This is a genomic window from Variovorax sp. GW460-12-1-14-LB1, assembly GCF_059423605.1.
In genome coordinates this window covers 1-22,605 of record NZ_JBWKYF010000078.1, presented here as the reverse complement: position 1 = coordinate 22,605, position 22,605 = coordinate 1, and the positions used below count along the sequence as shown (strand labels likewise).

21 protein-coding genes are annotated in these 22,605 nt (G+C 68.1%); 14 read left to right on the top strand and 7 right to left on the bottom strand.

From position 1 onward, the window contains the following. Nucleotides 1-5: 5 nt before the first annotated feature. Both hyi and AC07Y4_RS27820 read left to right on the top strand, forming a co-directional pair. Nucleotides 6-791, top strand: coding sequence for a hydroxypyruvate isomerase (gene hyi / locus AC07Y4_RS27825; RefSeq protein WP_307637765.1), 786 nt, complete (start codon nt 6-8; stop codon nt 789-791). 23 nt (nt 792-814) lie between these two features. Then, nucleotides 815-1,726 carry a 2-hydroxy-3-oxopropionate reductase gene (locus tag AC07Y4_RS27820; protein WP_495275414.1) on the top strand — a complete coding sequence of 304 codons (912 nt, stop codon included), beginning with the start codon at nt 815-817 and terminating at the stop codon, nt 1,724-1,726. Nucleotides 1,727-2,033: 307 nt separating this feature from the next. Here the strand turns inward: AC07Y4_RS27820 and AC07Y4_RS27815 are convergent, their stop codons facing one another. After that, nucleotides 2,034-3,374 (bottom strand): NAD(P)/FAD-dependent oxidoreductase, encoded by a 1,341-nt coding sequence (locus AC07Y4_RS27815; RefSeq protein ID WP_070062393.1) that lies wholly within the window; start codon nt 3,372-3,374, stop codon nt 2,034-2,036. 220 nt (nt 3,375-3,594) lie between these two features. Between AC07Y4_RS27815 and AC07Y4_RS27810 the strand changes: the two genes are divergently transcribed. Continuing rightward, the gene (locus tag AC07Y4_RS27810) at nt 3,595-5,895 is read left to right on the top strand and encodes an NADP-dependent malic enzyme (RefSeq protein WP_495275413.1); all 2,301 of its coding nucleotides are present in this window, start codon (nt 3,595-3,597) and stop codon (nt 5,893-5,895) included. Between the two features lie 74 nt (nt 5,896-5,969). Here AC07Y4_RS27810 and AC07Y4_RS27805 read toward each other — a convergent pair whose 3' ends face one another. Genes AC07Y4_RS27805 through AC07Y4_RS27795 form a run of 3 tightly spaced genes read right to left on the bottom strand, consistent with a single transcriptional unit; the run spans nt 5,970 to nt 9,528 of the window. Next, a complete protein-coding gene (locus tag AC07Y4_RS27805) occupies nt 5,970-6,761 on the bottom strand; it encodes an aspartate/glutamate racemase family protein (protein WP_495275412.1) in 792 nt (263 codons plus the stop codon). A gap of 13 nt (nt 6,762-6,774) precedes the next feature. After that, nucleotides 6,775-7,824, bottom strand: a complete 1,050-nt coding sequence (locus tag AC07Y4_RS27800) for an S-methyl thiohydantoin desulfurase domain-containing protein (protein WP_495275411.1) — start codon at nt 7,822-7,824, stop codon at nt 6,775-6,777. A 42-nt stretch (nt 7,825-7,866) separates the two neighbouring features. Continuing rightward, the gene (locus AC07Y4_RS27795) at nt 7,867-9,528 is read right to left on the bottom strand and encodes an OPT/YSL family transporter (protein WP_495275410.1); all 1,662 of its coding nucleotides are present in this window, start codon (nt 9,526-9,528) and stop codon (nt 7,867-7,869) included. Between the two features lie 159 nt (nt 9,529-9,687). Here AC07Y4_RS27795 and AC07Y4_RS27790 point away from each other — a divergent pair, with 159 nt between their 5' ends. From AC07Y4_RS27790 to AC07Y4_RS27740, 11 genes are all read left to right on the top strand, one after another. Further along, nucleotides 9,688-10,467: an IclR family transcriptional regulator gene (locus AC07Y4_RS27790; protein ID WP_159273294.1), complete on the top strand. Its 780-nt coding sequence runs from the start codon at nt 9,688-9,690 to the stop codon at nt 10,465-10,467. A gap of 298 nt (nt 10,468-10,765) precedes the next feature. After that, the gene (locus tag AC07Y4_RS27785; protein ID WP_062473360.1) at nt 10,766-11,680 is read left to right on the top strand and encodes a dihydrodipicolinate synthase family protein; all 915 of its coding nucleotides are present in this window, start codon (nt 10,766-10,768) and stop codon (nt 11,678-11,680) included. 38 nt (nt 11,681-11,718) lie between these two features. Further along, nucleotides 11,719-12,336 carry a TRAP transporter small permease gene (locus AC07Y4_RS27780; RefSeq protein ID WP_495275409.1) on the top strand — a complete coding sequence of 206 codons (618 nt, stop codon included), beginning with the start codon at nt 11,719-11,721 and terminating at the stop codon, nt 12,334-12,336. Nucleotide 12,337: 1 nt separating this feature from the next. Then, nucleotides 12,338-13,603, top strand: coding sequence for a TRAP transporter large permease (locus tag AC07Y4_RS27775; RefSeq protein WP_062473357.1), 1,266 nt, complete (start codon nt 12,338-12,340; stop codon nt 13,601-13,603). A 54-nt stretch (nt 13,604-13,657) separates the two neighbouring features. Then, nucleotides 13,658-14,656, top strand: a complete 999-nt coding sequence (locus AC07Y4_RS27770) for a TRAP transporter substrate-binding protein (RefSeq protein WP_495275408.1) — start codon at nt 13,658-13,660, stop codon at nt 14,654-14,656. Between the two features lie 155 nt (nt 14,657-14,811). Beyond that, entirely contained in the window at nt 14,812-15,846 is a 1,035-nt protein-coding gene (locus AC07Y4_RS27765; RefSeq protein WP_062473355.1) for an ABC transporter substrate-binding protein, read from the top strand. After that, the gene (locus tag AC07Y4_RS27760; RefSeq protein WP_095950868.1) at nt 15,846-16,706 is read left to right on the top strand and encodes an ABC transporter ATP-binding protein; all 861 of its coding nucleotides are present in this window, start codon (nt 15,846-15,848) and stop codon (nt 16,704-16,706) included. Before AC07Y4_RS27765 ends, AC07Y4_RS27760 begins: the two co-directional genes overlap by 1 nt. Nucleotides 16,707-16,716: 10 nt before the next feature. After that, nucleotides 16,717-17,487: an ABC transporter permease gene (locus AC07Y4_RS27755; protein ID WP_495275407.1), complete on the top strand. Its 771-nt coding sequence runs from the start codon at nt 16,717-16,719 to the stop codon at nt 17,485-17,487. Nucleotides 17,488-17,498: 11 nt separating this feature from the next. Continuing rightward, nucleotides 17,499-17,975 carry a nucleoside deaminase gene (locus AC07Y4_RS27750; RefSeq protein WP_062473350.1) on the top strand — a complete coding sequence of 159 codons (477 nt, stop codon included), beginning with the start codon at nt 17,499-17,501 and terminating at the stop codon, nt 17,973-17,975. Nucleotides 17,976-17,989: 14 nt separating this feature from the next. Continuing rightward, nucleotides 17,990-18,793 carry an aminoglycoside phosphotransferase family protein gene (locus AC07Y4_RS27745; protein ID WP_495275406.1) on the top strand — a complete coding sequence of 268 codons (804 nt, stop codon included), beginning with the start codon at nt 17,990-17,992 and terminating at the stop codon, nt 18,791-18,793. 10 nt (nt 18,794-18,803) lie between these two features. Continuing rightward, nucleotides 18,804-20,237, top strand: a complete 1,434-nt coding sequence (locus AC07Y4_RS27740; protein ID WP_495275405.1) for a hypothetical protein — start codon at nt 18,804-18,806, stop codon at nt 20,235-20,237. Here AC07Y4_RS27740 and AC07Y4_RS27735 read toward each other — a convergent pair. Genes AC07Y4_RS27735 through AC07Y4_RS27725 form a run of 3 tightly spaced genes read right to left on the bottom strand, consistent with a single transcriptional unit; the run spans nt 20,234 to nt 22,501 of the window. Then, on the bottom strand, nt 20,234-20,455 hold the full coding sequence (locus tag AC07Y4_RS27735; protein WP_062473346.1) for an oxidoreductase-like domain-containing protein: 222 nt from the start codon (nt 20,453-20,455) through the stop codon (nt 20,234-20,236). The genes AC07Y4_RS27740 and AC07Y4_RS27735 overlap by 4 nt on opposite strands. Before the next feature lie 16 nt (nt 20,456-20,471). Continuing rightward, complete coding sequence (locus AC07Y4_RS27730) at nt 20,472-21,824, bottom strand: sensor histidine kinase (RefSeq protein ID WP_062473387.1); 1,353 nt, start codon at nt 21,822-21,824, stop codon at nt 20,472-20,474. Then, on the bottom strand, nt 21,821-22,501 hold the full coding sequence (locus AC07Y4_RS27725) for a response regulator (protein WP_062473345.1): 681 nt from the start codon (nt 22,499-22,501) through the stop codon (nt 21,821-21,823). Before AC07Y4_RS27725 ends, AC07Y4_RS27730 begins: the two co-directional genes overlap by 4 nt. Between the last annotated feature and the right edge of the window lie 104 nt (nt 22,502-22,605).

Here is a 22,605-nt window from a genome sequence, read left to right as displayed (position 1 = left end):
AAGACATGCCCAAGTTCGCAGCCAATCTCACGATGCTCTTCACCGAGCTGCCGTTCATGCAGCGCTTCGAGGCGGCCGCCAAGGCCGGCTTCGAGGCAGTGGAGTACCTCTTCCCCTACCCCTTCGACAAGAAGGAACTCACGGCCGCCCTGCGCACCAACGGCCTGCAGCAGGTGCTGCACAACCTGCCGGCCGGCGACTGGGACAAGGGCGAGCGCGGCATCGCCTGCCACCCGGAGCGCACCGGCGAGTTCCGCGAAGGCATCGCGCTGGCCATCGACTACGCCACGGCGCTGGGCTGCCCGCAGCTCAACTGCCTGGTCGGCAAGGTGCCGGCGGGCGTGAGCACCGACGCCGCGCACAAGACCGTGGTCGAGAACCTGCGCCTCGCAGCGCGCGAGCTCGAAGCCGCGGGCCTGCGCCTGCTGATCGAGCCGATCAACACCTTCGACATCCCCGGCTTCTTCCTCACGCGCACCGACCAGGCGCTGGCGCTGATCGACGAGGTGGGCTCGGACAACCTGCGTGTGCAGTACGACATCTACCACGCGCAGCGCATGGAAGGCGAGCTGGGCAACACGCTCACCAAGCAGTTGGCGCGCATCGGCCACATCCAGCTGGCCGACAACCCGGGCCGCGGCGAGCCGGGCACGGGCGAGATCAACTACCCGTGGCTGTTCCAGCACATCGACGCGCTGGGCTACGACGGCTGGATCGGCTGCGAATACAAGCCCCGCGCCACCACGGTGGAAGGCCTGGGCTGGCGCGAAGCCCTCACGAAGAAGCAATGAACGTTCACGAAGGAAACAGAGACATGACCACTGCAGCACAAAAAATCGGATTCATAGGCCTGGGCATCATGGGTGCGCCCATGGCGGGCCACCTGCTCGACGCAGGCCACGAACTCTTCGTGAACACGCACGGCAACACGCCGGAACCCTTCGTCTCGAAGGCCACCATCTGCGGCTCGGCCGCCGAAGTGGCGCGCAAGGCCGACATCGTCTTCATCATGGTGCCCGACACCCCGGACGTGGAAAAGGTGCTGTTCGGCGCGCCCGGCGCAGAAGGCGCGGCCGACGGCCTGAAGGGTTCGCAGGGCAAGATCGTGGTGGACTGCAGCTCCATCGACCCGATCGCCACCAAGGAATTTGCACGCCGCATCGTGGCGCTGGGCGCCGGCTACATCGACGCACCGGTCTCGGGCGGCGAAGTGGGCGCCAAGGCCGCGAGCCTGACGATCATGTGCGGCGGCGACGAAGGCACCTTCGGCCGCGTGAAGCCCCTGCTGGACAAGATGGGCAAGAACGTGACGCTGGTGGGCGGCGCGGGCGACGGCCAGGTCTGCAAGGTGGCCAACCAGATCATCGTGGCGCTGAACATCGCCGCCGTGAGCGAAGCCCTGGTGTTCGCCTCGAAGGCCGGCGCCGACCCCGCCAAGGTGCGCCAGGCGCTGATGGGCGGCTTTGCCAGCTCGCGCATCCTCGAAGTGCACGGCGAACGCATGATCAAGCGCACCTTCGCGCCGGGCTTCCGCATCGCGCTGCACCAGAAGGACCTGAACCTGGCGATGCAAAGCGCCCGTTCGCTGGGCGTGGCTCTGCCGCAGACCGCGAACGCAGCGCAGCTGATGAATGCTTGCGCGGCGATGGGCTACGGCCAGCTGGACCACTCGGCATTGGTGAAGGCGCTGGAGGCACTGGCCCAGCACACGGTCACGCCGGACTGAGCTTCATCAAGTGGCGGGGTCATTCGGGGAACGTGCCCAGGCCACCGGGTACTTCCCTCCGCGAATGTCCCCCGGGGCTTCGCCCCTCCTCCTTGATTTCGCTGCGGGAAGCACCCAGTGTCCTGGCCACGGGACACGCTGCGGGTGTGCGGCCGATCAACGACCCCTGCGAACAACGCTCGTGTCGATGGGGTGCCTTGCGCAGCGAAATCAAGGAGGAGGCCGCAGGCCGGGGGACATTCGCGGAGCAAGGTGCCCCGTCGGCGCGAGCGCGCCCCGAATGCCCCGCGCGGCCTTGCCGCCGAGATCAGCTCTTTGCAGCTTCCAGCGATTCCTTGAGATTGCGCCGGCGCCATGCCCAGGTCTTCACGGCCTGCGGCAGGATGCCCAGGCACGACGCGTAGTACGTCACCTTGAACCCCCAGAAGCGCGGCCCGATGGGCGTGTTGCGGAACAGGTCGCCGGCCAGGATGGACAACAGCGCCTCCTGCATGCGCCAGATGTTGCGCGGCGCCATGAACAGGCGGCGGATGGCGGGCGAGGTGATGCGGTAGATGAACCACGAGAACATCTTCGGCCCGTGCTTCATCACCTTCTCGTAATGGCGGAAGGCTTTCTCGGCCTCCTTCGCCTCGCCCTTGAGCCAGTGGTCGGCGCAGGTCGCAGCCTCGAAGCCGCTGTTCATCGCCAGGTACACACCCGAGGAGAACATCGGGTCGACGAAGGCATAGGCGTCGCCCACCATCATGAAGCGGTCGCCACGGCAGAACTTGGAGTCGTAGGCGTAGTTGCCGGTGGTGGTGGCGCCTTCCATGAGCGTGGCGTTCTTCAGTCGCGCGGCCAGCTTGGGCGCCAGCGCGATGGTCTGCATCAGGAAGTCTTCCAGCGACGCGCCCTGGCGCCGCTTGAAGTAGGCCGGCGAGGCCACGGCGCCCACGCTCACGGTGCCGTCCTTCAGCGGGATGTACCAGAACCAGCCGTGGTCGAACCAGAACAGCGAAATGTTGCCCTCGAAGCGGCCCGGCCGGCGCTCGGCGTTGGCGAAGTGGCCGTACAGCGCCGCGCTCGCATGCTTGCGGTTGCGCTGCTTGGCATCGAACTGGTTCGACAGCAGCGTGTCGCGCCCGCTGGCGTCGATCACGAAGCGCGGGCGCCATTCGGTCTCGGTGCCGTCGTCGGCCTTGACCTTCACCAGCGCCCGGTTGTCGGGCGTGCCCTTGCCGGCGTCCATGTCGACGCCGGTGACGCGCCGGCCCTCGAAGGTGCGCGCGCCGCGCTTGCCGGCGTGGCGGAACAGCAGCTCGTCGAATTCCGAACGGCGCACGTGCACGGCATAGGGAAAACTCTTGTCCATCGCCTGGCCGAAGTCGAAGTGGCTGCTGTGGTCGTGCCAGGGCGAGACGAACTCGGCGCCGTGCTTGCGCAGGCCGATGGCCTCGACCTCGGTGCGCACGCCGAGCCGGTCGAACAGCGGCATGTTCATCGGCAGCAAGGATTCGCCGATGTGAAAGCGCGGATGTTGCGCCTTCTCGAGCAGCACCACGTCGTGGCCCTTGTCTGCGAGCAAGGCAGCCACCGTGGAGCCCGAAGGGCCTCCGCCGATGACCACGACATCCGGCTCGGTGCCGGTGAAAGGTCCGGGTGTCATTCGATGTCCCTCCGTGTTGTTCTGTGGTTGTGGACGTTGGTTCGCCGCACCGCCCGTGCGGCACGGATTTGCCCCCCGGAAACGGGGGTGTTGAAGTTTAGCGAGTCGGCAGACCCTCTCGATCAGGCGGAAGATAGAGGGTCTCGTCGTTCCCCCCGAGAGAAGAGGCCGCGCTTTTGCGGTAGCCTCATTGCCCGCCAGAACCTAGGAGACTTTTCAAATGGCTGCATCCCTGTCCCCCGCTGAAGAAGCACTTCGAGAAGCAGCGCGCGAATACCACCGCTCGCCCGTCAAGGGCAAGATCTCGATCACCCCCACCAAGCCCCTGCTGAACCAGCGCGACCTGTCGCTGGCTTATTCGCCGGGCGTGGCCTACCCCTGCCTCGACATTGCGGAAAATCCCGCGCTCGCGGCCGAATACACCGCCCGCGGCAACCTCGTGGGCGTCATCACCAACGGCACCGCCGTGCTGGGTCTGGGCAACATCGGCCCGCTGGCCTCCAAGCCCGTGATGGAAGGCAAAGGCTGCCTGTTCAAGAAATTCGCCGGCATCGACGTGTTCGACATCGAGCTGGCCGAGAACGACCCCGACAAGCTGGTCGACATCATCGCGGCGCTGGAACCCACGCTGGGCGGCATCAACCTCGAGGACATCAAGGCGCCCGAGTGCTTCTACATCGAGAAGAAGCTGCGCGAGCGCATGAACATCCCCGTGTTCCACGACGACCAGCACGGCACGGCCATCATCTCGGCCGCGGCGCTGCTCAACGGCCTGGAACTGGTCGGCAAGAAGATCGAGGACGTCAAGATCGCCGTCTCGGGCGCCGGCGCCGCCGCCATCGCCTGTCTGGACGTGATGGTCGGCCTGGGCGCCAAGCCCGCCAACATCTACGCCTGCGACTCCAAGGGCCTGATCTACATGGGCCGCGCAGGCGGCTTCGACGAATCGAAGGCCCGCTACGCCCAGAAGGACACCGGTGCGCGCACCCTGGCCGACGTGGTAAAGGACGCCGACGTGTTCCTGGGCTGCTCGGCCCCTGGCGTCATGAGCGCCGAGATGGTCAAGACCATGGGCACGCAGCCGATCATCCTGGCGCTGGCCAATCCCGAGCCTGAAATCCGCCCCGAGCTGGCCAAGGCCGTGCGCCCCGACTGCATCATCGCCACGGGCCGTTCGGACTACCCGAACCAGGTCAACAACGTGCTGTGCTTCCCGTACATCTTCCGCGGCGCGCTCGACTGCGGCGCGAGCAAGATCACGGAAGAAATGAAGCTGGCCTGCGTGCGCGAGATTGCCGACCTCACCAAGGCCGACATCAGCGAAGAAGTGGCCACCGCCTACGCCGGCCAGGAGCTGGCCTTCGGCCCCGACTACATCATTCCGAAGCCCTTCGACTCGCGCCTGATCCTGCGCATCGCGCCGGCCGTGGCCAAGGCGGCCGCCGCCTCGGGCGTGGCCGCGCGCCCCATCGAGGACATGGAGGCCTACCGCCAGCACCTGACGCGCTTCGTCTACCAGACGGGCATGTTCATGCGCCCGGTGTTCAGCGCCGCAAAAATCTCCACCACCAAGCGCGTGGCCTACGCCGAGGGCGAGGACGAGCGCGTGCTGCGCGCCGCGCAGTGGGCGGTCGACGAAGGCCTGGCCCAGCCCATCCTGGTGGGCCGCCCCGCCGTGATCGAGGCACGCATCCAGAAGGCCGGCCTGCACATCCGCCCCGGCACCGACTTCGAGATCGTGAACCCCGAAGACGATCCGCGCTTTCGCACCTACTGGGAGAGCTTCCACAAGCTCATGGGCCGCCGCGGCGTGACGCCCGAGGCCGCCAAGACCATGGTGCGCCGCTCCAACACGACCATCGCCGCGCTGATGCTGCACCTGGGCGACGCCGACGCGATGATCTGCGGCCTGGTCGGGCGCTTCGACGTGCACCTGGAGCACATCCGCAACCTGATCGGCCTGAAGCGCGGCGCGCCCGGCTTTGCCACGCTGAACGCGCTCACGCTCGAAAAGCGCACGGTGTTCATCACCGACACCAACGTGAACGAAGACCCGAGCGCCGAACTGCTGGCCAGCATCGCCGTGATGGCCGCCGAAGAGGTGCGCCGCTTCGGCCTGCCGCCGAAGGTCGCCTTCCTGTCGCACTCGAACTACGGCACCTCCAGCCGCGGCTCGGCGCGCAAGATGCGCCTGGCGCGCGACCTGTTCTCGCAGATGGCACCCGACATCGAGTGCGACGGCGAGATGCACGGCGACGCCGCGCTGTCCGACGAGATCCGCCGCACCGCCCTGCCCGAGACCACGCTCACCGGCGAGGCCAACCTGCTGGTGTGCCCGAACCTCGACTCGGCGCACATCCTCTACAACGTGCTGAAGATGACGGGCGCGAACGGCATCACGGTGGGCCCGATCCTGCTGGGTGGCGCGAGCTCGGCCCACGTGCTGACGCCTTCGGCGACGGTGCGCCGCATCATCAACATGACGGCGCTGGCCGTGGCGAAGGTGAAGTCCCAGGACTGACGCCGACGTTTCTTCCATGAAACACAACGCCCCGTCGCGGTCTCCGCGGCGGGGCGTTTTTCATGGCGCAATGCTCAGGCGCGCACGGGGGACGCCACGGGCACGTCCGCCGGGTCGAACACGTTCCAGGCCAGCAGCTCCCTGTCTTCGGGCGGCGGCTCGCAGCCGCCGACGCGGCTGGGCTTCCAATCGAAACGCTGTTTCATGTCGGCCAGCGCCTCGGCGCGCTTGAAGGCGGCCAGCGCCGAATCGATGACGGGCACGCCCAGCGCGTCCTGCAGCTGGCGGTAGAAGCCGAACTCGAGCGTGCAGCCCAGGATGAGCGCCTCGGCGCCGTCCTCGTCGATGGCGCGGCGGCCCTGCACGATCATGCGGCGCACGGTTTCGTCGCGGTCGCGCTGGAAGTCTTCCACGCCGAGTTCCAGCGCACGGAACGAGGCGATCAGGTGCGCATGGCCGTACTCGCGCACGCGCGCCTCGATGCGCGGCACCCACTTGCGCCGCCCGACGATCACCGACACCTTCTGCGCCAGGTTGGACGCGACCTCGAACGAGGCCTGGCAGGGCGCGACCACCACCGTCTGGCCCGAGATCTCGCGCGCCTCGACCAGCACCGGGTCGTAGAAGCAGCCGACCACCACGGCGTCGAAGCCCTGCTGCGCGGTGTCGCGCACGGCGCGCACGATGTCGGCGCCCAGCAGCGCCTCGTAGCTCTGGTACTCGACGTGGTGCTGCACCGACGCGTTGCGCAGCGACACCACCTCGACCTCGGTGCCGGGGTTCTTCACCTCGGCGAACTCCTGCGCGAAGCGCGCGTTGTAGGTGTCGTTGCCGACGGCCCGGATCCAGCGGATGCGCAGTGTCATGGCATGTCTCCGTTCAGGCCGGCGCGAAGGCTTCGCCCAGCGACTTCTCGAGCGGGCGGTACAGCTCGGGCATGAACATGGTGCGCGACAGCAGCAGCCGCGCGCGCGGCGCCACCAGCACGCGCAGCCGCGCGCCCTGGCGCACATGGGCCGACACCACGGGCTGGCCGTCGTCCGAGAAGGTCATGATCAGGTCGGGAAAGCGTGCGATGCGTTCGCCGCCTTGCGCCAGCAGCATGTACTCGTTGATGAAGCGCAGCGTGGTGCCGGCCGCGTCGTCGAGCTCGACCACGCCGACGTCCAGCCCTTCCTGTTGCTCGCAGCGGTAGCTGCGCACCGTGCCCTCGGCCACGAGGCGCCCGTCGAGCGAGCGGGCCACGGCATCGACGCCGCCGTCGAGAAAGGTCTGGCCCAGCGCGATGGCGTGGCTGATGGCGCACGGCGCGCCGTGCTGGCGCGCGTAGCCCACGGTCACGGGGTTGCGCGCCACCGCCACGAGGCCGCCCGCCTCCACCGAAGCGCGGCGCACCACGGCCGAGGTCTGTTCGAGCCGGCCCGACACCACGCCTTCGACATAGCGGTGCGGCTCGCCGCCCGCGTAGGCCTGCACCGAGAGGTAGTCGGGCTCGGTGTGCAGGCCCAGCGCGCCCATCACACTCGAGGGGTGAGCGCGTCCGTTGCACGCGAGGTCGATCACGGGCAGGCCGGTCATGGCGGCATGGAACCAGCCGTTGACCGTGGTCTCGGCGCCGTTCTCGTTGGCATGCAGCGCGACCAGCTTCTGGCCCGCCGGCAGCTCGCGCCGCAGCAGCTCCAGCGTGCGCAGCAGGTGCGCCGGCTGCACGTGCGGATCGGGCGCGGCCGGCGCGCCGACCAGGGCCATGGTGGCGGTGAGCGCGGCGTCGTCGAACTCGTCGACGCTCCACAGCTGCGGCGTGCCGACCTGCAGCGCCAGCCGCGCGGCGCGCTCGCCGGCCGCGATGAGCCCGCCGCCCCCGCCGCCGAGGATGGCGCCGCCCCAGATGGCCGCGCGGACGTCGTCGCTGGTCAGATTGCGTTTCATGGATTCGATTCCTGTGTGTGTGATGAAAGGAAAGAAGGAGAACTACTTGCGCAGGCTCTTCACCGCGCCCGAGAAGAAGCTGTAGAGCGCGTCGCCCGCGATGACGCCGCCGGCGAACACCTCGAGCCGTTCGCGCGCGGCGGCGCCGAGCACGCCGTGCACCGCGAGCCGGCAAGCGATGCCGGCCGCGACCATCCAGCCGGCCATCGGGCTGGCGATGAGCAGGCCGGTGGCGAACAGCACGCCCAGCTGCTGGCGCGGCCCGCCCGCCAGCTGCAGCAGCGCGCCGGGCACGGCCCACAGCGCCAGGTTGCGCGCCGTCTCGCCCGAGATGCCGGCCTTGATCGCGGCCACGTAGGCGGCGTTGATCGGCGCGGTCTGGTGGTTGGCGAAGAACAGCGGGTAGGCGCAGGCGACCACCACGATCGCCACGCCGAAGCCGACCATGCCGGCGATCATCTGTTCGCGCCGGCCTTCGAGTTCGAAGGCCGAGCCGGAGGCCTCGCCGCGCAGCAGGTGGCCGGCCTTGAGGTCGTAGCCCATGTCGGCAAAGGCCGGGCCGGTGGCGGCAGAGAAGCCGGCCAGCACCACCAGCGCCTCGGGCGGAAAGCCGATCAGGATGCCCAGCAGCAGCGAGATCAGCGCCACCGCGAAGGCCGGGAACCAGCCCGAGTGCATGGCCGCGATGCCCACGATGAGTTCGTGCACGAAGGCCGCGAAGGTGCCGTACACGATGAACAAGGCCAGCATGCCCGGCGACATGCCGGTGTAGATGCCGGTGCCCGCGCACAGCAGCACCATGATCGCGAGGTAGCCCGCGCCGCCCAGCTTGAGCGAGCGACCGAGCACGCTGGCGCCGCGGGCCTCGGCCAGCGCCTCTGTCGCCGCGGCGGTGCTGTCGGTGTCGGCCGCGCGCCCGTGCTTCTTCAGCACCACGCGCGCCACCTGCACCAGCGCGACGAGGCCGGCGCCGATCATCATCCCGTGCGGCACGTAGCGCGTGCCGATGTCGAAGCCGAACAGCGGCGCCGAGTAGCCGCGCACCAGCAGCCCGATGCCGAAGGCGGTCATGGCGCCGAGCCCGCCGATCAGCGCCACGCCGAAGGCCGACATCGGCAGCTTGAACACCGCACCCGCCACGCCGGTGGCCAGCCCGCCCAGCAGCAGCCAGGCCTGCTTGCCGCCGCCGTCGCCCGCCTTGATGGCCTCGGCCGCGGCGATGCCCAGCGGCCACGGGTTCTTCGCCGGGAAGGCGGGCGTGTCGAACATGCGGTACAGCAGCCACGCGTCGAGCAGCATCGCCAGGCTCACGCCGATGAGCATCGGCACCACCATCTGCGGCAGGCCGAACAGGAAGGGAATGCCGATCGGCAGGAACAGGCTGTTGGCCGCGCCGAAGGTGGCCGACGAGATGCTCGTCTGCGCCAGGTTCTGCGCATGCACCGAGCGGAAGCCCCGGAACATGGCCAGCGGCACGCGCGCCAGCGACATCGCCGCGAGCGCGCCGATCAGCGAGGTGCTCGGCGTGATGCCCAGGCTGGCCAGCATCTGGATGCCGACGATGGCGCCGAACACGCTCAGCACCACCGTGAGGATCAGGTTGGCAGGCGCGAGCGCCTTGGGATGCAGCGCGGCCGGCGGCAACGCGGTGTGCCCGGCGCCCTTGTCTTCCAGCGGCGCGACCGCGGTCACTTCATGGTGCATGGTCATTCCTTGTTAGTTCCATATTTTGGAACCATGTCCAATAAAATTGAACTGAATGATAAAACCGTACTTTCAGCTGTCAAGCGGGCGTTCACCCGGGTCGGCCGAAAGACGCACCGGCGCCGAACCTATGATTCCCACCCCAACCCACCGAACACGATGAGCACCCTTGCCAACGCCATGGACGTCCTGAAGCTGATCGCGCGGCTGCGCCGCGACATCACGGTGACGGACGTCGTGACCGAGCTGGGCCTGCCCAAGAGCTCGGCCTCCCGCACGCTGAGCATGATGGCCGGCTACGGCTTCCTGGATCGCGACGCGGCCACGCGCGCCTACCGCCCGGGCGGCGTGATCATGGAAGCCTCGTACCACTTCCGCGCCTCGCGCAACACGGCCTCGCTGGTCGAGGAGGCGCTCGACGCGCTGGTGCGCGAGACCGGCTATACGGGCTACATCAACGTGCTCGACGGCGCCGACACGCTCGTGATCCAGATGCGCACCGGCGCCGGCGCGCTGCAGATCTACACGCCGCCGGGCAGCCGCGCCCCCGCCTACTCCAGCGCCATGGGCCGCGCGCTGCTGGCCCGCCTGGACGACGACGAAGTGGGCGCCCTGATCGGCACCAAGCTCGACCAGGGCCGCGGCCACGCGCCGAAGACGCGCAAGGACCTGCTCGCGCGCCTGGCCGTGATCCGCGACACCGGCTGGGCCCTGTCGCGCGGCGAGTACGTGACCAACGTGGCGGGCATCTCGTCGGCGGTGCTCGACCCCGCCACGCGGCAGACCTACGCCTTCGGCATCGCGCTGCCCGCGGAGCAGCTGTCGGAGGCGCTGGTGGAACGCTTCGGCGCCACCGTGCGCGACGCGGCCAGCAGCGTGGGCAAGCGCGTGGGCGATCCGTACTGGCTGGGCTTCGGGGCGACGGCTGCGCTGACGTAGCCGCGCCGGCGCCGGCGCCAGCCGCACGCCCCGCCGCGTTCACCGCTGCGGGGCTTTTTTTCGTCCGCCGCATCCTGAGGCGCCTCGGTGCGCGGGGTGCGCCAAGGCGGTGCTTCCGGGGGCCCAAACGCCCTTTCCAGAAGCCTCCAACCACCATTTCGGCTGGCATGCAATCTGCTAATACCCTGAGCAGATATTTCTCATATCTTACTAATATATTTAAAAACCAAGCCTTCAAGCCCTGGTTTCGACCGCTGTCCGCAGCGCCCTTTTCTTCTTTTTTTCGAGGTACACGTTCATGAGCAATCCCCGCTGGCAAGGCATCTTCCCCGCCATCACCACCAAGTTCCACGCCGACGAAAGCATCGACGCCGAGGGCACCGCCCGCCACATCGACTTCCAGATCCGCAACGGCATCCACGGCCTCGTCACCTGCGGCTCGCTCGGCGAAGCCAGCACGCTGACGCTGGAAGAAAAGCTGCAGGTCGCGAAGATCGCGCTCGAAGCCGCCGACGGCCGCATCCCCGTGCTGGCCAACGTCTCGGAGACCAGCACCCGCGAAGCCCTGCGCTACGTGGACGGCGCCAACAAGCTGGGCGTGGCCGGCTACATGGTCATGCCCTCGGTGATCTACGTGGCCGACGCGCGTGAAGCGATGCTCAACGTGCGCACCATCGCCAACGCGGCCCAGAAACCCATCATGGTCTACAACAACCCGGTGGCCTACCGCGTGGACCTCAAGCCCCAGCACATGGTCGAGCTGGCCGACTGCGAGTGGATCGCGGCGATCAAGGAGAGCACCGACGACATCCGTCGCATCACCGACCTGCGCAACACGGTGGGCGACCGCTACCAGCTGTTCCTGGGCGTGGACGACCTGGCCTACGAAGGCCTGGCGCTGGGCTGCGACGGCCTGCTGGCCGGTGTGGGCTGCGCCTTCCCGCGCGAGACGGTGGCGCTGTACGACCTGATGAAGGCCGGCAAATTCGCAGAGGCCCTGAAGCTCTACCAGTGGATGACGCCGATGCTGCACCTGGACGTGTCGACCAAGCTGGTGCAGAACCTCAAGCTCATCGACCTGCTGGTCGGCGTGGGCACCGAGCACATGCGCCGCCCGCGCCTGCCGCTCATCGGCGAGGAGCGTGCCTTTATCGAGAAGGTCGTCGCCAAGGCGCTGGCCACGCGGCCCGCGCAGTACCAGTCGGTCATGTAATCACCGCGCGCACGACGCACCCCAAGGCCCAGAACACCATGCAAGAAAACGCCTTGAAAGAAAGCGGCGGCCTGTCCCGCCGCGTGCTCGACGCGTCGGACCTCGTCCTGCGCTGCGAGCGCCACCTGCTCAGCAGCCTGATGGGCCTGCTCATCGTGCTGGTGCTGCTGAACGTGGTCACGCGCTACGGCGGCTTTCCGCTGTACTGGGTGGACGAGGCCTCGGTGTACTGCGTGGTCTGGCTCACCTTCATCGGTGCGTCGGCGATGACGCGGCTGCGGCTGGACTTTGCAGTGACGCTGCTCACCGACAAGCTCGGCACCCGGGCCGTACGCGTCGCCAAGGCCAGTGCCTCGGGCGGCGTGCTGCTGCTCGGGCTGGCCCTGCTCGCGATGTGCTGGCTGTGGATGGACCCGGCGGGCATCGTGCGCCACGGCTTCGACGCGAAGGAATTCGCGGCCGAGAGCTTCAACTTTCTCTACACCGAGCGCACGCAGACGCTCGACTGGCCGACGTGGGTGGTGCAGCTCATCCTGCCGATCTTCGCGCTCACCCTCAGCGTGCATGCGCTGGCCAACCTCTTCGAAGACCTCGGCCTGCAGCCCAAGCGCACGCACGACGAGTTCCATGTCGCCAACGCGGACGCCGTGAACTGAAATGCTGACCTCTGCCTTCTTCCTGCTGATCATGCTGGTCGGCGTGCCGATCGGTGCCTGCCTGTGCCTGTCGGGCATCGTCTACATCCTCAACTCGGGCGACACGGTGCTGTTCCAGTCGTTCCCGGTGCAGATGTTCGGCGGCGTCGACAGCTACAGCCTCATTGCGATTCCGCTGTTCATCCTCATCGGCGAGATCATGAACGGCGGCGGCATCACGCGCCGGCTCGTCGACCTCGCGCTGGCCTTCATCGGCTCGGTGAAGGGCGGCCTGGCCTACGTGAACATCCTGGCGAACATGCTGGTGTCCTCGATCATCGGCTCGGCCACCGCGCAGGTGGCGATCATGAGCCAGATCATGGTGCCCGAGATGGAGAAGCAGGGCTACGACAAGACCTTCGCGGCCGGCATCACGGTGTACGGCGGCATGCTCGGCCCGATCATTCCGCCCTCGGTGATGTTCGTGGTGTACAGCGTGCTCGCGCAAGTGGCGGTGGGCGACATGCTCATCGCAGGGATCATCCCCGGCGTGATCCTCACGGTGCTGTTCTTCATCGTGATCGCCGGCATGGGCGTGATCTACAACTACCCGCGCACCGAGAAGCGCACCGCCCGCCAGCGGCTGCACACGATCCTCACGGCCTGCCCGACGTTGCTCATTCCCATCGTGATCGTCGGCTCGATCCTCGGCGGGCTGGCCAACCCCACCGAATCGGCAGCCGTGGGCGCGGTGGCCGCGGTGCTGGTGGGTCGCTACGTGACCAAGGAATTCCGCTTCGCGATGATTCCGCAGATCCTGCTCAAGTCGGCGATCTACTCGGCGGTGGTGCTGTTCCTGGTGGCGGCGGCCGCGGTGTTCTCGTGGCTGCTGATCTACGGCAAGGTGCCGCAGGCCACGGCCGCATGGATACAGACGGTGGCCAAGGACCCGATCGCGTTCCTGCTGCTGGTGAACGTGATCCTGCTGGTGATCGGCACCGTGATCGACGGCATTCCCGGTCTCATCATGACCGTGCCGATCCTCTTGCCCATCGCGACCGAGATCTACGGCATCGACCCGCGCCACTTCGGCGTGGTGGTGGTGATCAACCTCGTGCTCGGGCTGATGACGCCGCCGGTGGGGCTGAGCTTCTTCGTGGCGTCGGCAGTGACGGGTGCCAAGCCCGGAAAGATGTTCATCGTCACGCTGCCCTTCTTCCTGATCTGCTGCGTGGCGCTGGTGCTGCTGTCGCTGTTCCCGAGTCTTTCTCTCGCGCTCATCAAGTAAGCGCTGATCCGCGTTCCCGTTCCTTCACCTCACCTCACCTCACAGGAGCTTCACATGCCCCTCTCCCGCCGCCAGTTCGTCCAGGCCGCCGCCGGCACCGCCGCCGCATCGACCGCCCTCTTCGGCACCGTGTCGCGTGCCGCCGCCGCCAAGGAATTCCGCCTGGGCCTCATCACGCCCGCGGGCCACTCGTGGAACCGCGCCGCGGTGAGCTTCGGCGAAGCGCTGAAGAAAGCCACCGACGGCCGCCTGAGCGCCACGGTGTTCCACTCGGGCCAGCTCGGCAACGAGTCGGCCATGATGCAGCAGCTGCAGTCGGGCGCGCTCGACATGGGCTGGATCCAGGCGGCCGAACTCGGCTCGCGCGTGGCGAGCGTGGCGGCCATCAACGCACCGTACCTCGTGCGTTCGACCACCAACGTCGCCTCGCTCGTGCGCACGCCCGCGGCGCTCAAGCTGCTCGACGTGCTGCCGCGCGAGACCGGCACCATCGGCCTGGGCTGGGGCATCACCGGCATGCGCGTGGTGTTCGCGACCAAGGACATCGCCTCGCCCACCGACCTGAAGGGCATGAAGCTGCGCATCAACCCCACGCCGGTGTACCGCGACTTCTACCAATTGCTGGGCGCTGCGCCCACGCCCATTCCCACACCGGGCGTGTTCGACGCCATGTCCAACGGCCAGGTCGACGGGCTCGAAGCCGACATCGAGTTCTCGTGGAACCAGCGCTTCGACCGCGTCTCGAAAACGCTGCTGCCGATGAACGCGCTGTTCATGCCCTTCGCGCCGCTGGTGTCGGGCCGCATCTGGCAGACGCTCGACGCGAAGGACAAGGCGCTCATCACCGACCTCGTGAAGCAGCAGCTCGACGCGCAGATCAAGGACATCGTGACCACCGAGCTGGGCCTCATCGACAAGTTCAAGGCCAGCGGCATCGTGATCAAGAGCGCCACCAACTACAACCCCGCGCCGGTCATCGCCGAGTTCGACAAGGTCTGGCTGCCCAAGGCGCCGCAGATTGCCGAGCTGCGCAAGATCGGCGCGACGCTCTGACGGCGGTCCACGGCCCGGATTCCCAGGCGCGGTGCACGCCGCACACGCCCTGGGCGGGCCACGCACCTCGGTGATTCACCGGAAGGGTTCGCACCAATCGCGTGCGGGCACCGTTTTTGCTTGAATGCCGAAGCATTCACATTCACGGAACCCGCATGAACAAGCGTCAACTGATCCAGTCCTTCCTCGCCGCCTCGGCCCTCAGCTTCGGCCTGTCTTCGGCCATGGCCCAGAGCCCGACGCCGATCAAGTTCCAGCTCGACTGGCGTTTCGAAGGACCGGCCGCGCTGTTCCTGCACCCCGCGGCCAAGGGCTACTTCAAGGCCGCCGGCCTGGACGTGACCATCGACGCCGGCAACGGCTCGGGCGGCACCGTGACGCGCGTGGCCTCGGGCGCCTACGACATGGGCTTTGCCGACCTCGCGGCGCTGATGGAGTTCCACGCCAACAACCCCGACAGCCCGAACAAGCCGGTCGCCGTGATGATGGTCTACAACAACACGCCGGCCTCGGTCATGGCGCTCAAGAAGAGCGGCATCACCAAGCCGGCCGACCTCGCCGGCAAGAAGCTCGGCGCACCGGTGTTCGACGCGGGCCGCCGCGCGTTCCCGATCTTCGCCAAGGCCAACAACATCGGCGCCGTGAACTGGACCGCCATGGACCCGACGCTGCGCGAGACCATGCTGGTGCGCGGCGACATCGACGCCATCACGGGCTTCACCTTCACCTCGCTGCTCAACCTGGAAGCGCGCGGCGCCAAGGCGGCCGACGTGGTGATCCTGCCCTACCCCGACTACGGCGTGAAGCTGTACGGCAACGTGATCATCGCCTCGCCCAAGCTGCTCAAGGACAACCCGGCGGCGGTGAAGAAGTTCCTCTCGGCGTTCGCCAAGGGCGCGAAGGAAGTCATCGCCAACCCGGCCCTGGGCATCGAGTCGGTGAAGGCGCGCGACGGCATCATCGACAGCAAGCTCGAGACGCGCCGCCTGCAGCTGGCGATAGACACCGTCATCAACAGCGCCGACGCGCGCACCGACGGCTTCGGTGCCGTCAACGCGGGCCGCATGTCGCTCATGGCCTCGCAGGTGTCCGATGCCTTCAACACCAAGACGCGCGTGAGCCCCGACGCCGTGTGGACCGCGGCCATGCTCCCGCCCGCGGCCGAGCTCAGCGGAATCCTGCGCAAGTGATGGCGGCCGGCGCAACGACACCCGACGCAGCCGCCCCCTTCGTCGATTTCCAGGACGTCTGGCTCGCCTACAACGAAGAACTGCTGCGCGCCAACCACTTCGCGGTCGAGGCCATCGACCTGAAAGTGACGCGCGGCGAGTTCATCGCCATCGTCGGCCCCTCGGGCTGCGGCAAGTCGACCTTCATGAAGCTCACCACGGGACTGAAGATGCCCTCGATGGGCAAGATCCGCATCGACGGCCAGCCCGTGACCGGGCCGCTGAAGATCTCGGGCATGGCCTTCCAGGCGCCTTCGCTGCTGCCGTGGCGCACCACGGTCGACAACGTGCTGCTGCCGCTGGAAATCGTCGAGCCCTACCGCTCGAACTTCAAGGCGAAACGCAAGGAATACGAAGAGCGCGCCCGCCGCCTGCTGCAGAAGGTCGGCCTGGGCGGCTACGAGGACAAGTTTCCGTGGCAGCTCTCGGGCGGCATGCAGCAGCGCGCGAGCATCTGCCGCGCGCTCATCCACGAGCCCAAGATGCTGCTGCTGGACGAGCCCTTCGGCGCGCTCGACGCCTTCACGCGCGAAGAGCTGTGGTGCATCCTGCGCGACCTGTGGACCGAGCAGCAGTTCAACGTGATCCTGGTCACGCACGACCTGCGCGAGTCGGTGTTCCTGGCCGACACGGTGTACGTGATGAGCAAGAGCCCCGGGCGCTTCGTGGTCAAGCGCGAGATCGACCTGCCGCGCCCGCGCGAGCTGGAGCTGACCTACACCAAGGAGTTCACCGACATCGTGCTCGAGTTGCGCGGCCACATCGGCGCCATCCGCGGCAACGCCACCACAACCTCCGCCGCGGCGGCGGCAGCGCACTGAGGAGGCGGCGATGAAAAACAGCAAACAACTCGAGCGCTGGTCGCCGTGGCTGCTGCTCGTGGCGGTGCTCCTGCTGTGGCAGGTGATCTGCGCGGGCTTCGGCGTGTCGGACTTCATCTTTCCGAGCCCGCTGCGCATCTGGGAGCAGTTCTGGGAGTTCAAGGAAATCATCGCGGGCCACGCGTGGCGCACCTTCTGGGTCACGATGGCCGGCTTCGGCCTGGCGATCGTGGTGGGCGTGCTGCTGGGCTTCGTGATCGGCAGCTCGCGCCTGGCCTATGCGGCGATCTATCCGCTGATGACGGCCTTCAACGCACTGCCCAAGGCGGCCTTCGTGCCGATCCTGGTCGTGTGGTTCGGCATCGGCATCGGGCCGGCGATCCTCACGGCATTTTTGATCAGCTTCTTCCCGATCATGGTGAACATCGCGACCGGCCTGGCCACGCTCGAACCCGAGCTGGAAGACGTGCTGCGCGTGCTGGGTGCCAAGCGCTGGGACGTGCTCGTCAAGATCGGCCTGCCGCGCTCCATGCCCTACTTCTTCGGCTCGCTGAAGGTGGCGATCACGCTGGCCTTCGTCGGCACCACGGTGTCGGAGATGACCGCCGCCAACGAGGGCATCGGCTACCTGCTGATCTCGGCCGGCTCGGCCATGCAGATGGGCCTGGCCTTCGCGGGCCTGATGGTGGTGGGCGCGATGGCGATGATCATGTATGAGCTGTTCAGCCTGATCGAGAAGCACACGACAGGCTGGGCACACCGCGGCTCGCAGAACCAATAAATAATGGGGGCATGACCCCCGAACAGATCACCCGCGCGCTGCGTCGCGCCGACGCCGTGGCGCGACGCGCCATGGCCATGGGCCGCCACCCCTTCGGCGCCGTGCTCGTCGCACCCGACGGCGAGACCGTTCTCGCCGAGCAGGGCAACATCGACACGGTGCACCACGCGGAGGCCACGCTCGCGCGCCACGCCGCGCAGAACTGGCCGCCCGAGTACCTGTGGCAGTGCACGCTGGTGACCACCTTCGAGCCCTGCGCCATGTGCGCGGGCACGAGCTACTGGGCGAACATCGGCCGCATCGTGTACGGCGCGGAAGAATCCGCGCTGCTCGCCCTCACCGGCGACCACCCCGAGAACCCGACGCTGAGCCTGCCCTGCCGCGAGGTCTTCGCGCGCGGACAGAAACCCGTCGAGGTAATCGGCCCCGTGCCCGAGGTGGCCGACGAGATGATCGCCACGCACCGGGGGTTCTGGGAATCGCGCTAGTGGACCCGCAGGGCGTGTTCGCGCCTTACCTGGAACGTTGGCATCTCACGCCCGACGGCGAGGCCTTCACTTCGCTGAGCGGCACGCTGCTGCCCGTGCGCCAGCAGGGCGTGGCGGCCATGCTCAAGGTGTCGCACGAGGCCGAGGAACAGGCAGGCAGCCTGCTGATGGCCTGGTGGAACGGCGACGGCGCCGCGCCCGTGCTGGCCCATGACAGCGAAGCCCTGCTGATGGTGCGCGCGCAAGGCACGGGCTCGCTGCCGCAGATGGTTCAAGACGGCCACGACGACGAGGCCACGCGCATCCTGTGCGCCGCCGCCGCGCGCCTGCATGCCCCGCGCGACACACCGCCGCCCCCGACGCTCGTACCGCTCGCGCGCTGGTTCGAGTCGCTGTGGGCCGGCGCGGCCACGCACGGCGGCGTCTTCGCGCACAGCGCACGCACCGCACGCGAGCTGCTGGCCGCGCCGCGCGAGGTGGTCGTGCTGCATGGCGACATCCACCACGGCAATGTGCTCGACTTCGGCCCGACCGGTTGGCTCGCCATCGACCCCAAGGGCCTGCACGGCGAGCGCGGCTTCGACCACGCGAACATCCTGTGCAACCCGGATGGCGAGAGCGCGCTGGCGCCGGGGCGCTTCGCGCGCCGCATCGAGGTCATCGCGGAGGCCACGGGCATCGAGCAGCGGCGACTGCTGCAATGGGTGCTGGCGTGGGCCGGGCTGTCGTCGGTGTGGATGCTGGAAGATGGCGAGGCGCCCGGGAGCACGCTGGAGGTGGCGAAGCTGGCGGCTGCGGCGCTCGGGATCGCCGGCTAGATTCGGACGCATGTCTCGCCCCCACTCTTACCTCGATGTCCTCGCGCGGGTTCTGGCGCTGCCGGTGTCGGAAGGCCTTGCGTCTTCTGACGAGCGCTTTCATGCGGCATCGGCGGGTGCGGACGCGCTGATCGTTGACGTCGAGAAGCGTAGCTACCACCGCGTGCCCGATGCGCGTCCTCTGAGCTTTGAAGACGCGGCGCAGGACGGCGTCACGCAGGCCGCGCTGCAGCTTGAACACCGCGATGGCGTCCGCACGATCGCGCTGGCCGCCCAGGACGACAGTTTCTGGACGCCGCTGCCCGATCCGCGCGTGATCGGCCTGCCGCGCATCGTGCAGCGGCACGACACGGCGTGGACGTCTCCGGCACCGCCGCCTTCAAATGCCCCTTCACGAACCAGCATCACCGACTGGCTGGGTTCGCTGGTCGCGCTGGCGGTGCTGGCCTTCTTTGCCGCCTTCGGTTTCAACGCACTGCGCTGGTCGTTGAGTGGAGGTTGGAACCTACTGTGGCTGTTGGTGGGGCTGCCGGTGTTTCCGATCTTCGGCGTGCTGACGCTGGTGGCCGTCTATACCCTCGTGCGGCGCGCCGTGCCGCCGCCGAGACGCCGGGCGCTCGAAGCAATCCACGTCGGTCGCGACGAAAGCTTTCGCCTCGGCGAGCCGATGGCGTTCAGGGTCGATGCCATGGTGCCCGCATCTGTGGACGGCCAGCCCGCGCAAGCACCGCCCCAAATCTTCGCGCGCCTGGTCGTCCAGACACTGAACGACCCGGAGGATGGCGATTGGTCGCTGAGAGACCAGTTCTGGGGCTGGGGCGAAGCCGATTGCACGCCATCGACGCTTTCCGGTACGGACGAACGCCGCGTGCACTATGCCGGCAGCGCAACAGCAACACGCCGGACACCACGCGAGGCACAAGAACGCTGGTACCTAGAGTTATCCGCCAGCCGGGAGATGGCTGTCGAACCCTTCCACATCGCCAGCCTCCCCACGCCTCCCCTGATCACTCCGTACCAGATGGTGCAGCCCCCGGACCGCCAAGCGCAACTCGACGCCTTGCTGCTGAACGCGGCATCGGACCTGATCCACAAGGCCTACAACAGCGAGAACGGCACAGCCCTGCGTGATGACTTCACGCCCGACGAGTGCCGAGCGGTATTCACCATCGACGCTGAGGCGTTGGTGGACCGCGCGATGGCCACCCGCTGTTACGAAGGCAGGATCAGGGCCGAGCGAATCAGCAGCGATGGCTGCTTCTACATGCTGAAGGAAGGTCCGGCCTTCCAACTCATGTACACCGAGCGCCATGAGACCGTGACGGTGTGCGAGTCACCTGATCTGCGCAGCGTGGTGGGGCGCTACCTTTTCGCAGAGCATCTTTTTGTCGACCATCTGGCGGGTGCGGAAGCAATCAAGGTGCTGCGGCCCCGCATCTACTAACCCAGCAGCAGCGACGCCTCATCCCGCCAATAAGCCACCGCCGCCAGCCACCCTTCCCACACGCACCCATTGCAGCCGCGCCCGCAGCAGGTGGTGGGCTCGGGCGGCGGCGCGCGCATCGCAACCCCTTCGGCATCGAGCATCGCCTGCACGCGCGCGATCAACGCCTGCGCACCGGCAAGGTTCGTGGGTTCGGGCAACCGGTCGATGGCGTTCATGACAAGCGAGTCTTCTTCAGGCCTCGAGGTTCATCAGTTCGAGCCTCATCTTCGCGCCGCCCGATTCGCTCGAGCCGATGCTCAGCTGGCCGCGATGCAGCCGCGCCACCTCGGCCACGAGGTGCAGGCCCAGCCCGGCGCCGCGCCCGCGCGGCACGAGCCGGTGGAACGGCGCCACCACGCGCTCGCGGTCGGCCTCGGGGATGCCGGGGCCCGAGTCGCGCACCTCGATGCACGAGGGCTCGCACAGCCGCACCTGGATGTCGCAGCCCGGCCCGCCGTGCTCGATGGCGTTCTGGATCAGGTTGGTGAGCGCGCGTTCCAGCGAGGGCGCATCGCCGCGCACGGTGAGCGGCTGCGGTGCATCGACCGACAGCGTGCAGCGGCTGCGGATGGCGAGCGGCGCGATGTCGGCCGCCACGCGCTCGCACAGCGACTTCAGCTCCACCTGCTGATCGAGCGACAGGCCGTGGTCGAGGCGCTGCAGGTCGAGCAGCTGCTCGGCCAGCGTGGCCAGCCGCGCCGAGGCCTGCATGAGCTTCATCTTCAGCGGGTCGTTGGGCAGGCCTTCGAGGTGGATCTGCAGCGTGGTGATGGGCGTGCGCAGCTCGTGCGCGGCATCGGCCAGGAAGCGCTCCTGCCGGTCGTAGCCTTCGTTGAGCCGATCGAAGGCGCGGTTGACCGCGTTGACCAGCGGACGGATCTCGCTGGCCACGTTGGCCAGCGGCAGGCGCGTGGTGCGCTCGTGCACGTCGATGCCCTCGGCATGCTCCGCCGTGGCCACCACGCCCTTCAGGCCGCGCTTCACGACAAAGGGCGTCGCCAGGATCACGCCCAGGCAGGTGACGAGCGCCATCGGTGCCACCAGGAACAGGAAAGCGATGCCAGTGCCCTTGAGCGTGTTCTCCACCGTGAGCGGGCCGCCGGTCTGCGCCATCACGGCCACCGGGCCGGCGCGCGATTCGATGCGCTCGAAACGGGCCTTGGGGCGGGTGCCGTCGCTCTCGGGGTCGATGGCCACGCGCTCGGTGTCGTCGAGTGCATCGAGCAGCCGCAGGTAGGCGGGCGGCACCTCGCCGTGGCGCAGCTGCACGCCGCGCGGGTCGCGCACGATGAACCAGAATTGCGGGTCGGCCTTCTGCAGCCGCCGCAGCGCGCTCGTGGGCTCGACCACCAGCTGGCCGTCGGCGCCGCGCATCAAGGCGCGCTGGATGGCCGCCACCGTCTCGTGGCCGGTCTCGTCGACCACGCGGCCCAACGCCCACGCCAGTCCGAGGAAGCCGCCCATCACCAGCAGGCCGACCACCACCTGCAAGAGGATCAGGCTCCAGATCAGCCGCCAGCGCAGCGAAAGCAAGCTGAGGCTCATGCCGACTGCGGCGCGCACATGAGATAGCCCACCCCACGGATCGCATGGATCTCGACCTGCGCGCCGGCCTTGTCGAGCTTGGAGCGCAGGCGCGAGACGTGCGTGTCGAGCGCGTTCGACTGGATGTCGTCCTTGTGGCCGTACACGCGGTCTTGCAGCGCCTCGCGCAGCACGGTGCGGCCGCGGTGTTCGAGCAGCGTCTCGAGCACCAGCAGCTCGCGCCGCGGCAGCGTGAGGCAGGCCTCGCCCACGTGGGCCTGGCGCGTGTGGTGGTCGAAGCGCAGCTGCCCGAGCGTCATGATGAAGTTGGCACGCACCGCGGGGCGGCGTGCCAGCGCGCGCACGCGGGCCAGCAGCTCGTCCATCGAGAAAGGCTTGGCCAGATAGTCGTCGGCGCCGCCGTCCAGGCTCAGCACGCGCTCGGCCACGTCGGTCATGGCGGTGAGCACGAGCACGGCGCAGGCGATGTGGTTCTGCGCGAGGAACGCGACGAGCGAGAGGCCGTCGCCGTCGGGCAGCCCGCGGTCGAGCACGACCACGTCGTAGGGCGCGCCGAGCGCGGCCTCCTCGGCCGCGCGCAGCGAGCTCGCCACATCGACCACCGCCTGGTTCTGGCGCAGCGCCGACGCGAGCGCCTGCGCCAGGTCGGCTTCGTCTTCGACAAGCAGGATTCTCATGGGGGGGATGGGGAGAGACCGGACAGGCGGGTGATTCTAGAGAGCCCCACATGAGGTAACGCAATGTTCACGCAATGCATGCGCCTACGCTGTGGCGCTTCCCT

Excerpts from the sequence above, each read along its gene's own strand:
- AC07Y4_RS27775 (WP_062473357.1), top strand. The coding sequence starts at position 12,338 with ATGCTGACCTCTGCCTTCTTCCTGCTGATCATGCTGGTCGGCGTGCCG.
- AC07Y4_RS27770 (WP_495275408.1), top strand. The coding sequence starts at position 13,658 with ATGCCCCTCTCCCGCCGCCAGTTCGTCCAGGCCGCCGCCGGCACCGCC.
- AC07Y4_RS27750 (WP_062473350.1), top strand. The coding sequence starts at position 17,499 with ATGACCCCCGAACAGATCACCCGCGCGCTGCGTCGCGCCGACGCCGTG.
- AC07Y4_RS27755 (WP_495275407.1), top strand. The coding sequence starts at position 16,717 with ATGAAAAACAGCAAACAACTCGAGCGCTGGTCGCCGTGGCTGCTGCTC.
- AC07Y4_RS27795 (WP_495275410.1), bottom strand. The coding sequence starts at position 9,528 with ATGCACCATGAAGTGACCGCGGTCGCGCCGCTGGAAGACAAGGGCGCC.
- AC07Y4_RS27810 (WP_495275413.1), top strand. The coding sequence starts at position 3,595 with ATGGCTGCATCCCTGTCCCCCGCTGAAGAAGCACTTCGAGAAGCAGCG.
- AC07Y4_RS27765 (WP_062473355.1), top strand. The coding sequence starts at position 14,812 with ATGAACAAGCGTCAACTGATCCAGTCCTTCCTCGCCGCCTCGGCCCTC.
- AC07Y4_RS27790 (WP_159273294.1), top strand. The coding sequence starts at position 9,688 with ATGAGCACCCTTGCCAACGCCATGGACGTCCTGAAGCTGATCGCGCGG.
- AC07Y4_RS27805 (WP_495275412.1), bottom strand. The coding sequence starts at position 6,761 with ATGACACTGCGCATCCGCTGGATCCGGGCCGTCGGCAACGACACCTAC.
- AC07Y4_RS27725 (WP_062473345.1), bottom strand. The coding sequence starts at position 22,501 with ATGAGAATCCTGCTTGTCGAAGACGAAGCCGACCTGGCGCAGGCGCTC.
- AC07Y4_RS27785 (WP_062473360.1), top strand. The coding sequence starts at position 10,766 with ATGAGCAATCCCCGCTGGCAAGGCATCTTCCCCGCCATCACCACCAAG.
- AC07Y4_RS27780 (WP_495275409.1), top strand. The coding sequence starts at position 11,719 with ATGCAAGAAAACGCCTTGAAAGAAAGCGGCGGCCTGTCCCGCCGCGTG.
- AC07Y4_RS27735 (WP_062473346.1), bottom strand. The coding sequence starts at position 20,455 with ATGAACGCCATCGACCGGTTGCCCGAACCCACGAACCTTGCCGGTGCG.
- AC07Y4_RS27820 (WP_495275414.1), top strand. The coding sequence starts at position 815 with ATGACCACTGCAGCACAAAAAATCGGATTCATAGGCCTGGGCATCATG.
- AC07Y4_RS27760 (WP_095950868.1), top strand. The coding sequence starts at position 15,846 with ATGGCGGCCGGCGCAACGACACCCGACGCAGCCGCCCCCTTCGTCGAT.
- AC07Y4_RS27815 (WP_070062393.1), bottom strand. The coding sequence starts at position 3,374 with ATGACACCCGGACCTTTCACCGGCACCGAGCCGGATGTCGTGGTCATC.
- AC07Y4_RS27800 (WP_495275411.1), bottom strand. The coding sequence starts at position 7,824 with ATGAAACGCAATCTGACCAGCGACGACGTCCGCGCGGCCATCTGGGGC.
- AC07Y4_RS27740 (WP_495275405.1), top strand. The coding sequence starts at position 18,804 with ATGTCTCGCCCCCACTCTTACCTCGATGTCCTCGCGCGGGTTCTGGCG.
- hyi (WP_307637765.1), top strand. The coding sequence starts at position 6 with ATGCCCAAGTTCGCAGCCAATCTCACGATGCTCTTCACCGAGCTGCCG.
- AC07Y4_RS27730 (WP_062473387.1), bottom strand. The coding sequence starts at position 21,824 with ATGAGCCTCAGCTTGCTTTCGCTGCGCTGGCGGCTGATCTGGAGCCTG.